The 14,692-nt window shown below is 66.8% G+C and carries 20 protein-coding genes; 7 read left to right on the forward strand and 13 right to left on the reverse strand.

Features of this window, described 5'->3' with window-relative positions:
• Positions 1-3: 3 nt before the first annotated feature.
• Complete coding sequence (locus tag GC146_RS01370; RefSeq protein WP_291833291.1) at positions 4-582, reverse strand: nitroreductase family protein; 579 nt, start codon at positions 580-582, stop codon at positions 4-6.
• A 24-nt stretch (positions 583-606) separates the two neighbouring features.
• Entirely contained in the window at positions 607-1,713 is a 1,107-nt protein-coding gene (locus tag GC146_RS01375; protein ID WP_291833293.1) for a class II histone deacetylase, read from the reverse strand.
• An 85-nt stretch (positions 1,714-1,798) separates the two neighbouring features.
• Between GC146_RS01375 and GC146_RS01380 the strand changes: the two genes are divergently transcribed.
• Positions 1,799-2,047, forward strand: a complete 249-nt coding sequence (locus GC146_RS01380) for a DUF167 domain-containing protein (protein ID WP_291833294.1) — start codon at positions 1,799-1,801, stop codon at positions 2,045-2,047.
• Between the two features lie 15 nt (positions 2,048-2,062).
• Here GC146_RS01380 and GC146_RS01385 read toward each other — a convergent pair whose 3' ends face one another.
• Complete coding sequence (locus tag GC146_RS01385) at positions 2,063-2,311, reverse strand: hypothetical protein (protein WP_291833297.1); 249 nt, start codon at positions 2,309-2,311, stop codon at positions 2,063-2,065.
• Between the two features lie 94 nt (positions 2,312-2,405).
• On the opposite strand from GC146_RS01385, the gene GC146_RS01390 reads away from it, so the two are divergent.
• Positions 2,406-3,110: a M48 family metallopeptidase gene (locus GC146_RS01390; RefSeq protein ID WP_291833298.1), complete on the forward strand. Its 705-nt coding sequence runs from the start codon at positions 2,406-2,408 to the stop codon at positions 3,108-3,110.
• On the opposite strand, the gene GC146_RS01395 is transcribed toward GC146_RS01390, so the two are convergent.
• Entirely contained in the window at positions 3,107-3,745 is a 639-nt protein-coding gene (locus tag GC146_RS01395) for a hemolysin III family protein (RefSeq protein ID WP_291833300.1), read from the reverse strand. The two genes, GC146_RS01390 and GC146_RS01395, sit on opposite strands and share 4 nt — an antisense overlap.
• 169 nt (positions 3,746-3,914) lie before the next feature.
• Between GC146_RS01395 and GC146_RS01400 the strand changes: the two genes are divergently transcribed.
• Positions 3,915-4,277, forward strand: coding sequence for a diacylglycerol kinase (locus GC146_RS01400; RefSeq protein WP_291833303.1), 363 nt, complete (start codon positions 3,915-3,917; stop codon positions 4,275-4,277).
• Here the strand turns inward: GC146_RS01400 and GC146_RS01405 are convergent.
• The 7 genes from GC146_RS01405 to GC146_RS01435 all read right to left on the reverse strand — a co-directional run bounded on the left by GC146_RS01405 (position 4,270) and on the right by GC146_RS01435 (position 10,475).
• Complete coding sequence (locus GC146_RS01405; RefSeq protein ID WP_291833306.1) at positions 4,270-4,950, reverse strand: glycosyltransferase family 2 protein; 681 nt, start codon at positions 4,948-4,950, stop codon at positions 4,270-4,272. The two genes, GC146_RS01400 and GC146_RS01405, sit on opposite strands and share 8 nt — an antisense overlap.
• The gene (locus GC146_RS01410; protein WP_291833309.1) at positions 4,947-5,522 is read right to left on the reverse strand and encodes a VTT domain-containing protein; all 576 of its coding nucleotides are present in this window, start codon (positions 5,520-5,522) and stop codon (positions 4,947-4,949) included. The genes GC146_RS01405 and GC146_RS01410 overlap by 4 nt, the downstream gene beginning before the upstream one ends.
• Entirely contained in the window at positions 5,522-6,661 is a 1,140-nt protein-coding gene (locus GC146_RS01415) for a ceramide glucosyltransferase (RefSeq protein ID WP_291833311.1), read from the reverse strand. The genes GC146_RS01410 and GC146_RS01415 overlap by 1 nt, the downstream gene beginning before the upstream one ends.
• Position 6,662: 1 nt before the next feature.
• Positions 6,663-7,496: a UDP-2,3-diacylglucosamine diphosphatase gene (locus GC146_RS01420; protein WP_291833314.1), complete on the reverse strand. Its 834-nt coding sequence runs from the start codon at positions 7,494-7,496 to the stop codon at positions 6,663-6,665.
• 302 nt (positions 7,497-7,798) lie between these two features.
• The gene (locus tag GC146_RS01425; RefSeq protein WP_291833316.1) at positions 7,799-8,176 is read right to left on the reverse strand and encodes a hypothetical protein; all 378 of its coding nucleotides are present in this window, start codon (positions 8,174-8,176) and stop codon (positions 7,799-7,801) included.
• Positions 8,177-8,284: 108 nt separating this feature from the next.
• Complete coding sequence (gene rimO / locus GC146_RS01430) at positions 8,285-9,652, reverse strand: 30S ribosomal protein S12 methylthiotransferase RimO (RefSeq protein WP_291833319.1); 1,368 nt, start codon at positions 9,650-9,652, stop codon at positions 8,285-8,287.
• Between the two features lie 43 nt (positions 9,653-9,695).
• Positions 9,696-10,475, reverse strand: a complete 780-nt coding sequence (locus GC146_RS01435) for an SDR family oxidoreductase (RefSeq protein ID WP_291833324.1) — start codon at positions 10,473-10,475, stop codon at positions 9,696-9,698.
• 103 nt (positions 10,476-10,578) lie between these two features.
• Here GC146_RS01435 and GC146_RS01440 point away from each other — a divergent pair, with 103 nt between their 5' ends.
• The gene (locus GC146_RS01440; RefSeq protein WP_291833326.1) at positions 10,579-11,157 is read left to right on the forward strand and encodes a TetR/AcrR family transcriptional regulator; all 579 of its coding nucleotides are present in this window, start codon (positions 10,579-10,581) and stop codon (positions 11,155-11,157) included.
• Here the strand turns inward: GC146_RS01440 and GC146_RS01445 are convergent.
• On the reverse strand, positions 11,136-11,747 hold the full coding sequence (locus GC146_RS01445) for a TetR/AcrR family transcriptional regulator (protein WP_291833329.1): 612 nt from the start codon (positions 11,745-11,747) through the stop codon (positions 11,136-11,138). The two genes, GC146_RS01440 and GC146_RS01445, sit on opposite strands and share 22 nt — an antisense overlap.
• 103 nt (positions 11,748-11,850) lie before the next feature.
• Here GC146_RS01445 and GC146_RS01450 point away from each other — a divergent pair, with 103 nt between their 5' ends.
• Positions 11,851-12,303 (forward strand): abscisic acid-deficient protein Aba4 family protein, encoded by a 453-nt coding sequence (locus GC146_RS01450; RefSeq protein ID WP_291833332.1) that lies wholly within the window; start codon positions 11,851-11,853, stop codon positions 12,301-12,303.
• Positions 12,304-12,306: 3 nt separating this feature from the next.
• Positions 12,307-13,098: a hypothetical protein gene (locus tag GC146_RS01455; RefSeq protein ID WP_291833335.1), complete on the forward strand. Its 792-nt coding sequence runs from the start codon at positions 12,307-12,309 to the stop codon at positions 13,096-13,098.
• 66 nt (positions 13,099-13,164) lie between these two features.
• Here the strand turns inward: GC146_RS01455 and GC146_RS01460 are convergent, their stop codons facing one another.
• Entirely contained in the window at positions 13,165-13,761 is a 597-nt protein-coding gene (locus GC146_RS01460; RefSeq protein WP_291833338.1) for a GcrA family cell cycle regulator, read from the reverse strand.
• A gap of 131 nt (positions 13,762-13,892) precedes the next feature.
• Between GC146_RS01460 and GC146_RS01465 the strand changes: the two genes are divergently transcribed.
• Positions 13,893-14,690 (forward strand): ABC transporter permease, encoded by a 798-nt coding sequence (locus GC146_RS01465; protein ID WP_291833342.1) that lies wholly within the window; start codon positions 13,893-13,895, stop codon positions 14,688-14,690.
• Positions 14,691-14,692 lie beyond the last annotated feature (2 nt).

Below are 14,692 nucleotides of genomic sequence, written 5' to 3' on the forward strand. Positions count from 1 at the left end.
CGGTCAGTCCAGCTGCCAATCGACGATCCGGGCAAGGTCGGGCCGGGGCCGCTCGGGCGGCGCGGCGGTTTCGGTCCCGATATGGACGAAACCCACGACCGATTCCCAATCGGATAACGCCAGCGCGGGGCCCATCAGCGCGCGGTCATGCGCGGCCCAGCCGGTCAGCCAGTTGGCCCCCCAGCCCGCCGCCAGCGCGGCGTTCAGCAGCGCGAGGCACGCCGCGCCGGCGGACCATGTCTGTTCGATCTGCGGGACCTTGTCCTGTGCCTTGGGGCTGGCGATGACGACGACGGCCAGCGGGCTGTCGCGGTATTGCGAGACGGCCTTTTCGGTGGCCGCGGCATCGAGGCTCAGCGTGGCGGCACGCGCGGCTACGGATTGCGCCAGCCGGTCCAGCGCGGCACGGCCCAGCACGACAAAGCGCCACGGCTCCAGCTTGCCATGATCGGGCGTCCGCGCGGCGGCAGTTAGGATCTCGGTCAGCTGGTCGCGGTCGGGCGCGGGGCGGACAAGCGTTTTCGCGGGGCGCGAGCGGCGGGTCAGCAGGAAATCGAGGGCGGGCTGGTTGCGGGCGGGCATGGCGGCTCCTGTCGTTGTGCCCGTTCAATAGCCCGTGGCCAGCGCCTGCGCCATCTCGTATAGCCGGGCCTCGACGAAGGCGTCGAAGGCGGCATCGGGCTGGCGCAGGGCAAAGACATCGCCGAAAGGATCGGGCGCCGCGATGCTGCTGCCCGCCATCTCGGCCAGTACGGCATGGCCGCAGAAGGGCACGTAGGTTTCCGAATAGCCCCCCTCATGCGCCATCATCAGCCGCCCGCCGCAGACATCATGGGCAAGCTCCATCACCGCCCGGGTCATTTCGGCGAAGGTGCCCTGGTGCGCCAGCATTCGACCAAGCGGATCGTTCGCGGCAGCGTCAAAGCCGCAGGCGACGATGATCACGTCCGGCTGATGCGCGCGGATCGCCGGCAGGGCCAGTTGGCGCAGCGCGGCCAGATAGGTGACGTGGCCGCAGCCCGGCGGCAGCGGGATGTTGAGGTTCGCCCCCTTGCCCGCGCCTTCGCCCCGGTCGGCGAAGGCGCCGGTATCCATCGGGTAATTCCGGTCCTGGTGGATCGAGACGGTCAGCACGTCGGCGCGGTCGTAGAAAATGGCCTCGGTCCCGTTGCCGTGGTGCACGTCCCAGTCCAGAACGGCAAAGCGCGCGGCCCGGCCAGCGGCGCGCGCAGCCTCGATCGCGATGGCGATATTGGCCATCAGGCAGAAACCGTTCGGCCCCTCGGGCAGGCAATGGTGCCCCGGCGGGCGCGACAGGGCATAGGCATTGTCCAATTCGCCACGCAGCACCGCGTCGAGCGCGGCCACCGCCAGCCCGGCCGACAGCGCCGCAATCTCGTATCCGCCGGAACTGAAGGGCGCGCGCCGGCCCAATTCGCCCCCACCCGCGTCCGACAGCGCCTTGAACCGGTCAAGGTAGTCGGCCGGGTGGACGCGCAGCAGGTCCTCGCGGCTGGCCTCGGGCGCGCCGCGCAGGTCCAGTTCGCGCGCCAGCCCCGTCACCTCGATCAGGTTCTTCAACCGCCGCTTGGTCTCGGGGTTTTCCGGCAGGCCGCCGCCGGGCTGCACCAGCCCGCCCACCGGCAACATTCCGGCGTAATTGCCACCGCCATGCCAGAACGTGCGTTCGTCCCAGAAAAACCCCGTGCTCATGTGAATACCTCTTCTTCTGGCTCCTAAATATCCTCGCCGAAGGCGAAAGCCCTGCCAAGGGCGGATCGGGATGCTATCAGGGCGCATGACCGATCTGTCCCACCTTGCCCGGCCGGGGGCCGAGATTGCCGTGCGTGTCACGCCCAAGGCCGCGTCCAACCGGATCGTGGCCGAGGCGGGGGCGATCCGGGTCTATGTCACCACGGTCCCCGAGGACGGCAAGGCGACCGCCGCCGTGGTCAAACTGCTGGCCAAGGCGCTGGGCGTGCCGAAGTCGCGCCTTGTGCTGGTCCGGGGCGCCACCGCGCGCGACAAGGTGTTCCGGCTGGACTGAGCCGGGGCAGAGCGCTCAGCCCTCGCCCTCTTCGGCGGGGCGCAGCCGGTAAACCCCTTCGGGCAGGTCCAGCGCCGCTTCCAGATCGCGCAATTGCACCATCGACAGCGTGATCTTGACCACACTGTCGGTGCGCGCGTCGTATTGTTCCAGCGTCACGCAATCCTCGAAGGCGTTGATCGTGACGTCCTCTGTCAGCGGCGCGGGCCCTTCATCGACCAGCGTCACCACGGTCGCGTCGAACTCGTGTTCAATGGTAAACATGCTGGGCAGCCTAGCGCGCCCTTTCGCCGATGCAAGCACGGGTGCGCGCCTTTCCCCTCTGGCCTGCGGGCGTGACCGGGCTAGACTGCGGTGCATGTTCCTGCGTCGCCTTCTGATCGTCATAGTTTGCCTCGGGCTCGCCGCCTGCGACGTGGCTGCGCCCAAGACGCCGTCGGCGCCTGTTTCGTCCGAGCGCAGCGCGGCGGCGCGGGCGGCGGTGCAGATGTTCCTCGACGTGGTCGACAATGTCGCCCCGGTTGCTGCCAGCGATTGCCGGGCCCGCGCCCCCGGTCGCGACTGCAACTTCGTGATCGGTGTCGACAGCGATCCACGCCAGCCGCCCAACGCCTTTCAGACCACCGACCGAAATGGGCACCCGGTGATTGTCTTTACCATCGCACTGATCGCCAGCGTGCAAAACCCGGATGAGTTGGCCTTCGTCATGTCGCACGAGGTGGCGCACCATATTCTTGGTCATCTTGCGCTGACGCAGGCCAATGCCGCCGCCGGGGCCGACGCGATGGTGCGCATCGCTGCGGCCAATGGCCGGACCACGCGCGCGCAGTTGCGGGCAGCACAGCAGCTTGGCGCCGAATTGGGCGCGCGGCGATATTCGAAGGAATTCGAGTTGCAGGCGGACGCCCTTGGCACCGTCATCGCCCATGATGCGGGCTATGACCCGGTCAAGGGCGCGCTCTTTTTCTTCCGGCTGCCAGATCCCGGCAACGATTTCATGAGCACCCATCCCGGCAATGCCGAGCGTTACGCGCTGGTGCAGCGGGTGGCGGCGGGGTTCTAGGCGGCAAACGCACCGATGCTGATCGCGGCAAAGAAACAGCCTGATCCGGCCAGCACGAAGCCGTGCCAGATGGCCATCGCATATTTCAGGTCTTCCCACGAAAAGAATAGCGTGCCCGCGGTATAAAGCGCGCCGCCCAGTCCGATCAGGATCAGCGCCGTCATCGGCAGCACCTGCATCAGCGACAGCGCCAGCAGCAGGCTCATCCAGCCCAAGAGCAGGTAAAGCGTGGTGGAATAGCGCCCCGCCGCACGCCAGAAGAACAGCTTGGCTGCGGCGCCGATCAGCGCCAGCACCCAGACCACGGCCAGAACAACATAGCCAAAGACGGACCCCAGCATGACGACAAGCGGCGTGTAGGTGCCCGCGATCTTGACGTAGATCGCGGCATGATCGAGCCGTTGCAGCGACGGGCGCAGCCGTTCCCAAGGGGTGAAATGGTAGAAAAGCGATGCGATGAAGCTGAAACTCATCGCGCCGCCGTAAATGCTCAGCGCCGCAACCCGGCTTCCGCCAAGGCGCGGACTGGCCAGCACGATCAGCAGGATGGTTCCACACAAGGCCAGCGTAACCGCCAGCGCATGAACCAGCGCGTCGGCAATCCGCTCGGATCGGGCAAAGGCTGGATAATCCACGCGATCCCTCCCTGAATACCGGACCCATCATAACCGGGGATCATGACATTATTTGGAAATTGTGATGAATATTGCAAACATGCCGTTGGGTCAGGCAGGGCCGGGTCGTGCGCGGGAGTCCGCCGGAGCCGGCCATGCCCGTGGCAGGCGCGGGGAGGCGCAGGGGAGCATGGTGATCGAGACGATGCGGCGGGTTTGGCTGCGCGCGAAATGGTCGTGGCAGGGGGTGGTGCATGTCTGGCGTACCGAGGGTTCGCTGCAGCAATGGCTGTGGGCCAACGCAGTATCGTTGACCGCGGCGTTCCTGTTGCCGCTGTCCAGCACGGAACGTGCGATGCTGCTGATGGGGGGCGTGATGATCCTTGCCGCCGAATGCATGAACACGGCAATCGAACGGGTGGTTGATGACATCTCGACCGAACGGCGCGACCGGGCGGGGCAGGCCAAGGACGCCGGAAGTGCAGCCGTGGCGCTGACGGGCGTCGCGGTAGGCCTTGTCTGGGTCTGCGTGATCTGGCGATTGCTCAGCTGACGCGCAGGCGGCGCATTGTCACCACCTGCTGCACCAGAGCCATCGGGCCCACGCTGCGGGCCATGTCACCGATCATCTTCGCATCGGCAACCAGCCCCTTGCGCCAGCCATACTTGCGGCCCTTCAGCGGGCTTTGCACGCCACGCCAGCGCACCACGGCCACCGGTGCGCGCCGCGCGATCAGCAGGCGGTTGAGATAGACCTCGAAGCCGAAGCGCGGCAGGTTCAGCAGCGCGGCCTCGTGCCCGTCGAGCAGGGCCTTGGGCAGCACCCGCTCGCCCGAAATGTAATCAATCCCGATCATCCGCCAAAGCGCCGGTGCATTGTCGCGCAAGCTGATCGCCACCTCGGCGCGGCCTGCGGTCACCGGCGCGATCAGCGCGTCCAGATGGGCAGGTGTCAGCCCGGTCAGGTCGGCATCTATCAGCATCAGGTGGGCGCCCTGCGCGGCGGCCACGCCGGCCAGCAGGGCCCGCGTCTTGCCGCCGTTGCGGTCCATCTCGATCAGCCGCGCGCCGGTGACCGCGCGGACCAGCGCGGGCGTGCCGTCGGTCGAGCCGTCGTCCACGACGATCACCTCGTCCACGCCCGGATGGCCGACGACCGCTTCCAGCACCGCGCCGATACGCGCCGCCTCGTTATAGGCGGGGATGATGCAGGTCAGCCCGCTCATTCCTTCTGGCCCTTGGAATGGACGTACCAGAACAGCGCCGCTGCAACGAGCGCGATCAGCATGACGACCGAGATCTTGCCGATATAGCCGTTGATGCTGGCATAGGCATGGCCAATCGTGAAGCCGACGATGGTGAAGAACAACGTCTTGGGCACGGTGCCGACAAGGTTGTACCAAAGGAACGGCCAAAACGGCATCCGCGCCGCCCCGGCCGCCAGCAGCACCAGAAACCCCGCCGAATGGGTGATCTTGCCGATCACGATGGTGCGCCCGCCCTTGGCCTTGAAATGCGCGACAAGGGCGGCCAGCCGTGCTTCGTCGCCGCCGATCCGGGCCAGCCAGTGTGCAGGCAAGAAGCGCGGCCCGGCCCGGCCCAGCGCGTACATGCCGGCATCGCCCACAAGGTCGGCCAGCACACACACGCCATAGACCGCAACGACGTTCATATACCCCAGCCGCGCGAAGTAGGCCCCGATCACGGTGACGATCGGTCCTTCGAGGATGGCGATGGGGAACAGCAGCGCCAGTCCGTAGGTCTGCAGAAGTTGCGCCAGTGCGGCCGTGGTGAACATCAGCCGCGCCCCTTTCCGTCCTGTCCTGGGATCTGGGCCACGGTCATCTTGTTGCCGCGCCACTCAAACCCGCTGCCCGCCCAGGCCGAGACCCAGAGCGCCGGGATCAGCGCGTCGCGCAACAGCCACGCGGCGATGTCGGCGGGGCCGGCCGGCCAGCTTGCGCGCCGCGCCAGCAGCCATTCGGCACCGTACCACGCCAGCGCGCCGAGGGCCGCCATGGGCCATGACAGCACGCCCGTCGCGCCGAGCAGGGCGAGGCCCAGCATCGGAAAGAACCCGCCCGAGGCGATCTCGGCCATGAAAAGGCCGAGAAAGCCCAGCCGCCGCACACGCGCCCAGCGCACCTGCCGGTTCCAGACCTCGGCCCAGTTGCGCCGGCCCAAGGGCTGCGGCAGCGGCGCGGTCAACAGGCGCACCTTCAGGCCGCGGCCTCGGACCGCTTTGGTCGACGCCACGTCTTCGGCCATTTCCTGGCCGAGCTTCACCAGCCCGCCCGCATCTTCAAGGATATCGCGCCGCCAGAACAGCATCTTGCCTTGGGCAAAGCCGTTGCCCATGCTGTCGGACATCAGCTGCATCCGGTCCTGGTAGGTGTTGAGAAAGGCCGCCTCGAGCGCGGCCCAGAATCCTTCGGGGCGGATGCCTGCAGGCGGAGAGCTGACCAGCCCGGTGCCCGGCGTCCAATGCCCGAGAAGCTGGTCGAGATAGTCGGGCGGCAGCAGGACGTTGCTGTCGGCCATCAGGATCCAGTCGTATTTCGCGGCGTACCAGCCCTTCACGAGGTTGTTGAGCTTGGGGTTGCCGCTGGGCCGTTCGTCGCCGATCAGCAGCCGCGCGTCGACCTGCGGATGCGCCGCGATCAGCCGTTCGACCACCGGCACGATCGGGTCGTCCGCATCGGCGCAGCAGAACAGGATTTCATAGTCCGGGTAGGCGGGGGTAAAGGTCGAGGCCAGCGTTTCCTCGATATGGTTCTCGATCCCGCGCACCGGGCGCAGCACGCTGACCGGGGGGCGACCCGCGATGCCGCCCTTGGGCGCGCGCCGACCGAGCCTCATCCAGACCGTACCAACGGTGATCGTCTGAATGACGAATGCGACAATGACAAAGGCCGCGATCCAGAATTCGGCCTGCATACTAGTTGGCCAGCGCCAGCCCGTCTTCGTCCTGCTGCCCGGCCTCCGGCGTGCCGGGGACTGGCCGACGATCGGACCAGTCCAGAAGGCGCAGCGTGCCATCGGCCTCTTCGGCAATGGCGCTGCGGTTTTCCACCCAGTCGCCGCAATTGGCATAGGCCACACCGAAACGAGCATGCAGGGCAGGCTGATGGAAATGACCACAGACGATGCCATCAAGGCCCTGCGCCACGGCCAATGCCGACAGCCGCTCTTCAAACCGGTCGGAGGCGCGCAACATGCCGTTGACGACGTTTACCAGTTCCTCGATCCCGTCCCAGCGCCGCCAGCCAAGGCGTTTCAGGCCGCGGTTTACCTGCTTGTTGACCTCGCGCAGCAGGCTTTCCATCCACGCGCCGACATTGGCAAGCCACGGCACGGTACGCGCAAACACATCGCAACTGTCGCCGTGGATGACGAGGTAGCGCCGCCCGTCAGCCGCTTCGTGTATGCATTGCTGGGCGATGGTGACCGCGTCGAAATGCCGTCCCTGAAAGCGCATGAAAAGGGCGTCATGGTTACCGGGAAGATAGGTGACCTGCGTGCCCGATTGCTGGATGTCCATCAGCTGGCGCACGACGGCATCATGTTCGGGGGTCCAGTTCGGGCCCATTGGCCGCCACGTATCGAAGACATCGCCCACAAGATAGAGATGATCGGCGCTGTGATGGCGCAGGAATTCGGCCAGTTCGACAGCCTGACACCCCTTCGATCCAAGGTGGAAATCCGACAGGAACAGGCTGCGATAGTGACGGCGCGCAGGCGCGGGCACATCGCGCGTCACACGCGGAAGCATGGTGTGAGGATGCGAGGTGCGGGCCGTGGCCAAATCATGTCCCCCAGCCTGCTGCGGCGTCAGGTTCCGGCCACCCTCATAAGGACTGTCCATCGATCGTCTCGCCTTGTCAGCTTCGCCGTCGCGACACCTATTAGGGTGGTATCACGAAAAAGTCACGGGTGCATTACAGTTTTGTAATACGAGTCTGCGCCCGCTCCTTTCCCGCCGCCTAATATCGTCATTCGCGCCGGTTCTGCAAGGGAGGGGTGCCCGCCGCCGGTCAGCCCAGCGTCAGGTTCGGGCACCCCCGGAACGGCCGTTCAGCGGCCGTTGCGCAGCAGGTTGGCGGCAAAGCTGAGAACGCCCAGCATCACCAGAACCTCCGCGATGGGGGCCACCGGGAACATCGCCGTCTCGGCGATGCGGCCGGTCAGCAGCAGGACAAGCATGGTGACAAGCAGCAGCGTGCCCACTTGGTGCAGCCAGAAATGGGCCGTGGCCAGCCCGCTTTCGGCCATGGCAGGAACGACGCGATACACAAGACCGAAGACACTCATCAACGTGAAACCGAGAAGGTTGATATGCGCATGGGCCGGCACCAGCGTGTGGTCGGTCGATGCGCCCATGTACATCCCGATGCTGATACCAGCGATCAGGTAGAGGCAGCCCATCACGAGAAATCCACGAGATACGTTCATCTTGTTCCCTCCGATCGGCGCTTGTCGACGCGCCGCGGGATCAAGGTATCACGATTGTGTTTGCACAGGCATACGGCAAATGCCTGTCTTTTTGGCATAGTCCGGAAATCAGGCCCGGCGCGCCCAGAGATCGTATTCGTCGGCCTCTTCCACCACGACATGTAGCCGGTCACCGGGCGCCAGCCCGGCAAAGCCCTCGTCGATGAACAGCGTGCCGTCGATCTCTGGCGCATCGCCCCTGGTGCGGCAGGTGGCGGCCTCGTCATCGACGGCATCGACGATGACCTCTATCGTTTTTCCAACCTTGGCAGCCAGTTTCGCCGCCGAAATCGCCTGCGCCTTTTCCATGAAGCGATCATAGCGCTCCTGCTTGACCGCGTCGGGCACGTGGTCGGGCAGGGCGTTGGCGCGGGCGCCCTTGACGTTCTCGTACTGAAAGCAGCCGACCCGGTCGAGCTGCGCCTCGTCCAGCCAGTCCAGCAGCGTCTGGAACTCGGCCTCGGTCTCGCCCGGATAGCCGACGATGAAGGTCGAGCGCAGGGTGATCTCGGGGCACACCGCGCGCCATGCGGCGATTTCATCCAGCGTTTTCGCCGCCGCCGCCGGCCGGGCCATGCGGCGCAGCGTGTCGGGATGGGCGTGCTGGAACGGCACGTCGAGATAGGGCAGCACAAGGCCCTCAGCCATCAGCGGGATCAGGTCGCGCACATGCGGGTAGGGGTAGATGTAATGCAGCCGCACCCATGCGCCGAGACTGCCAAGATCGCGCGCCAGATCGGTGATGTGGGCGCGGTGGCCCTTCTCGGTCGCGTGGCGCAGGTCGAGGCCATAGGCCGAGGTGTCCTGGCTGATGACCAGCAGTTCCTTCACCCCCGCGTCAACCAGCCGCTCGGCCTCGCGCAGGACCGCGTGCGCCGGGCGCGACTGCAGCCGGCCGCGCATATCGGGGATGATGCAGAACTTGCACTTGTGGTTACAGCCCTCTGAAATCTTGAGGTAACTGTAATGCCGCGGCGTCAGCGAGACGGCGCTGGCGGGCAGCAGGTCGATGAACGGGTCGGGCGCGGGCGGCACGGCGGCATGGACCGCGTCCAGCACCTGTTCGTATTGATGCGGCCCGGTGACGGCCAGCACCTTGGGGTGCGCGCCGGTGATGTAGTCGGGCTCGGCCCCCAGGCAGCCGGTGACGATGACCCGGCCATTCTCGCGCAACGCCTCGCCGATGGCCTCCAGGCTTTCGGCCTTGGCGCTGTCGAGGAAGCCGCAGGTATTAACGATCACCGCATCGGCGCCGGCATAGTCGGGGCTGATCGCATAGCCTTCGGCGCGCAGCCGCGTCAGGATGCGTTCGCTATCGACCAGCGCCTTGGGGCAGCCAAGGCTGACCATGCCGACGGTCGGCTGGCCCGGGCGCGCGGCGTCGGGCACGCGGGCGCGGGCAAGGTCGGGGCGAAGGTCGGGCGGGTTCTGGCTCATCCGCGCGGATATACGCGAGCGGCGGGTGTGGGGGAAGGCCCCGTCAGACCCGCTTTTTCTGCATCCGATGCACCATTCCCAGGACCGTGCGGCGCGGCAGGAACGGCAGGACCCAGCCCAGGGCCAGCGCCATGCGCCAGTCGTCGATCACCAGCGGCTTGCCCGCCAGCATCGCGTCATAGCCGATCCGCGCGACCTTGCCTGCCGGGGCCGCGCTGTTGCCCAGCGCGGTGGAGGTCAGGTTCGCCGTCTCGAAGAACTCGGTCGCGACGGGCCCGGGTGCCAGCACGGTCGAGGTGACACCCTGCGCGCGCAACTCCTCGCCCAGGGCCTGGCCAAAGCTGTTCACGAAGGCCTTGGAGGCATAGTAAGTGGCCTGCAGAGGCCCCGGCAACATTCCGGCGGTCGAGCCGACATGCAGCATCCGGCCCTTGCCGCGCGCGGCCATCGCGCGGGCGAAATGGTGGCTCAGCACCATCGGCGCGCGCACGTTCACCTCCAGCATCTGCAGGTCGCGCGGCAGCTCGCGGTCGGTAAAGGCGCCGTGGCCGCCAAAGCCCGCGTTATTGATCAGCACGTCCACCGACAGGCCCGCCGCCTCGACCGCCGCGATCAACGCCTCGGCCCCGCCCGGCGTGCCGAGATCCTGCACGATGACATGGACCGCGATGTCGTGCTTGCCCTGCAACTCGGCCTTCAACGCCTCCAGCGCATCGCCGCGCCGCGCCGTCAGGATCAGGTCGCCGCCGCGGGCGGCATGGATGCGGGCAAACTCGCGGCCAAGGCCGGACGAGGCGCCGGTGATCAGGGCTGTATTGGGCATGGGCTTGGTCCTTTGTCAACGTTTGTTGACTTTCAGGTAGCTCTGACAGGGCGTCTTGTCAACGGATGTTGACGAAATTTGCCGCGCGCGTCACAAGGACAGGATGCGCAAGGCCGACCAGACCCGTGACAAGCTTGTCGAGGCTGCCCGCGCCGCATTCTGGGCGCGCGGCTATTCCAACGTGCCGCTGCGCGACATCGCGAGGGCGGCGGGCGTCGATGTGGCGCTTATCTCGCGCTATTTCGGCGGCAAGCAGGGGCTGTTCGAGGCCGCGCTGAACGGCGCCTTCGACTGGCCTGACCTGTTCGACGGCACCGAAGACCCGTTCGGCACGATCCTGGCCAAGTTCTCGAACCCCGCGAAAGAGGGTTTCGAGCGGCAGGTGGTGCGCATGATCCTGATGAACGCCACCGATCCCGATGTCGGCCCGCTGGTCCGCGCCGAGATGGAACGCAAGCTCTTGGCGCCCCTGCGTGCGCGGCTGGGGGGCGAAGGGGCGGCGGCCAATGTCGCGCTGTTCGTTGCCGCACTTCTGGGCGCGTCGCTGGCGCGGCAGGGGCTGCAACTGCATGGCCTGGCCGACCAGCCGTCCGCGGTCTACGCCGCGCAGCTGCGCCACCTTGTCGATGCGGCGCTGTCCTTCGATGTAGCGGCGGGGACTCAGGCCGGGGCGGGGCGGTAGCCGAAACCGGGCATGATCTCGGCGATGCCCGGCAGGTCGTCTTGCCCCGTGGCGCCCGCCATCTGGCCCGACATGGTCAGCACCGCGTAGCCGTGCACCATGGACCACAGCATCATCTCGGTCTTGAGCAGGGCATCGGGGCCGGTGCCCTTGTCCCAGTCCAGCCCTTCCGAGATGCCCGCCAGCACCGCGAAGCTTTCGCCCGCCGCGGCGACAAGCGCGGGATCTTCGAAATCGCAATGGATGGGCGAGAACATCATGCCGAAAAGGTGCGGATGCGTCGTGGCGAAGCGGACATAGCCCTCCATCGCGGCACGCAGGCGGGCGGGCCTGTCGGGCGCGGCGCCCAGCCCTTCGCGCATGAAGGCGGCATGGCGGCGGAACCCCTCGGCCGCGATCGCCGTCAACAACCCGCGCAGAGAGCCGAAATGGTTCTTCGGCGCGGTATGGCTGACGCCCACGCGCGCGGCGATGGCCCGCAGGGTCAAGGCCGGCAGGCCCTCGGTTTCCAGTATCTCCAGCCCCGCGGCGACAAGGGCGTTCTTGAGATTGCCGTGGTGGTAGGTGTCGCGGGTCTCGGGGCTGGTCATCGCTTCTCCGGGCTTATCTTTCCAACGTAAATATTTCCGCTGGACAGATCAAGCGAATCGCTCCATCTATATTTCCAATGGAAACTTACAGTGGAGAGATGCCGTGACGCCCGATGCCCTGTTCAGCCTTGCCGGCACGCTGGCCCTGCCCGGATGGGCGATCCTGATCTTCGCGCCGCGCCGCTGGCCCGCGCTGAATGCGGTGCCCGCCGTGGTGCTGCCGCTGGTCCTGTCGGCAGGCTATACCCTTCTGATCCTTGCCTATTTCGCCGGGGCGGGGGGCGATTTCAGCTTGATCGCCGGGGTGCGGCAGCTGTTCATGGACGACTATGTCCTTGTCGCGGGCTGGGTGCATTACCTGGCGTTCGACATGATCGTGGGCGCGCTGGCGGCAGGCCTGATGGACCGCGCCGGGATCGGCCGGATCGTTCAGGCCTTCGTCCTTGGCACCGTCTTCCTGTTCGGGCCGCTGGGCTACCTGCTGGCCCGGTCGCTGGTCGGTGCGCTGGGGCCAATGGGCCTGTTGGCCCGCACCTTTCAGCCGCAGGAGGGCTGATCCATGATGTCGCTGTCCATTTCCGCCGCCCGGCCCGACCCGTTCCTGACCCTTACGGCCGCCGCGGCGGTGCTGCTGGCCCTGGCCGTCGGCTGGTCTGCGGTCGATCACCGGATGGTGGGCGACGCGCAGGTCTGGGTGAAGCCGGCCAAGTTCGCCCTGTCCTTCATCGTGCATTTCGCGACGCTCGCCCTGATCATGCGCGTGCTGTCGCCCGAATGGCGCGAGGGGCGCGCGCTGGGCCTGACGGCCGGGGTGATGGCCACGGCGTTCCTCGGCGAAATGGCCTATATCTTCGTGCAGGCCGCGCAGGCGCAACCGTCGCATTTCTACGTGAGCGACGGCTTTCACAGCATCATGTATCGCCTGATGGGCTTTGGCGCGGTGCTGCTTATCCTCGGGCCGCTGGTGGTGGCCTGGGCGGCGGTGTCCGACCGCGCGGCGGCCCTTGGCCCGGCGACGCGGGCGGGCATCGGCTGGGGCGCGGCGGCGTCCTTCGTGCTGACAATGATCACCGCGGGCACGATGGGCGCACGGCTAAGCCATTTCGTGGGCAACCCGCCCCCCGGCGCGCCGACGCTGCCCTTCTTCGGCTGGTCCGCGGCGGTGGGCGATCTCAGGCCCGCGCATTTCGTGGCGCTGCACGCGCTGCAGGTGCTGCCGCTGGCAGGGCTGCTGCTGGACCGGGCCGGACTGGGCGCGGGGGCGGTCCGCTGGGTTGCCTTGGGCTGGGGCGCGCTGAGCCTCGGTCTTTATGCGCAGGCGCTGATGGGGCTGCCGCTGATCCGCCTATGACATTGCAAAAAGACAAGGCCGCCGGGCGTAACCCGGCGGCCGTTCATGTTCGAGATTGGAAAAGTCCTAGCGGCGGCGATCGCGCCGGCTGCTCATCGGCTGGAAGGCGACTCCGACATGCGCCTCGCAATAGGGTTTGCCGGCTTGGCTGGGCAGGCCGCAGAACCAGAAATTGTCGGTCGCGGGGTCGCCCACCGGCCATTTGCAGGTCTTCTCGGTCAGTTCCATCAGGCTGAGGCGCCGGGCGGTCTTTTCCACCTCGTTGACCTTGGCCAGCGCCTCGGGGCTGATCTCGTTGGCCGAAGGTTGCGGCGGCAGCGGCTGGCCCGCGGGGATGATGGCGCGGCGCGCAGCACTCATCGGGATACCGTTCTCGTCCGCAATAACATCTTGCTGTTCGGCGGCCTCTTGCGCCGGGGCGGCAGCCGGAGACACCTCGGCGGCGGCCTCGGCCGGTGCCGCGGCGGCGGGCGCAGGGGCCTCGGCCGTCTCGGTCTCACCGCTGGCGCCGGCCCCCACGCGGTTGGACAGGCCAAGGCGATGCACCTTGCCGATGACCGCGTTACGGGTCACGCCGCCAAGTTCCTTGGCGATCTGGCTGGCCGACTGGCCGTCGGTCCACAACTTCTTGAGCAGCTCGACGCGCTCGTCGGTCCAGGACATGGCTTTTCCTCTGGTTCATTTGCCACCGGTGGCCCAACGGGCGTTCCGGTCTTGCATCATCGGGCGATCCCCTATTCTAAGCAGCCTGACGGCGGATACAAGGTTGCGCCGTGCAGAAAGGAGACCCCGCGATGGCGATGGAGATGGGTGTGCGGCGTTTCGGCCGGGTCAACTGGCTGGGAACGTGGTCGCTGGCGACGCGCGAAGTGCAGCGCTTCATGAATGTCTGGTCGCAGACGGTCATGGCGCCACTGATCAACGCCGCGTTGTTCCTGATGATTTTTACGCTGGCGATCGGCTCGCAGCGCGGCGACGTGATGGGTGTGCCCTTTTTGCGGTTCATCGCGCCGGGCATCCTGACCATGACGGTGATCCAGAACGCGTTTGCCAATACCTCGTCCTCGTTGGCCTCGGCCAAGGTGCAGGGCAATATCGTCGACACGCTGATGCCGCCGCTCAGCGGGGCAGAGCTTGTGGCGGGCTATTTGGCCGGCGCCGTGGCGCGCGGCCTGCTGGTGGCGGCTGTCATCGCGCTGGGGGTCTGGATCTTCCTTGGGGTGGGTCTGGCGCATCCGCTTTGGGTGCTGGTCTTCACCTTTCTGGGGTCGGTCTTCATGGGCGCACTGGGTCTGATCGCGGGTATTTTCGCCAACAAGTTCGACCAGCTTTCGGCGATCAGCAACTTCCTGATCACGCCGCTCTCGTTCCTGTCCGGCACCTTCTATTCGATCGATGCGCTGCCCGACCCGATGCGGACGATGAGCCATGCCAATCCGATCTTCTACATCATCGACGGTGTGCGGTTCGGCATGCTGGGCGTCTCTGACAGCCCGCCGTTGACGGGACTTGCGGTGGTGTTGGTGGCATCGGCGGCAGTCGTTGCTTTGTGCTGGCACTGGTTCCGGCGCGGCTATCGCCTGAAGGCCTGAGC

The organism is Limimaricola sp. (assembly GCF_016125575.1).
In the GTDB taxonomy this organism is placed as follows: Bacteria; Pseudomonadota; Alphaproteobacteria; order Rhodobacterales; family Rhodobacteraceae; genus WGLM01.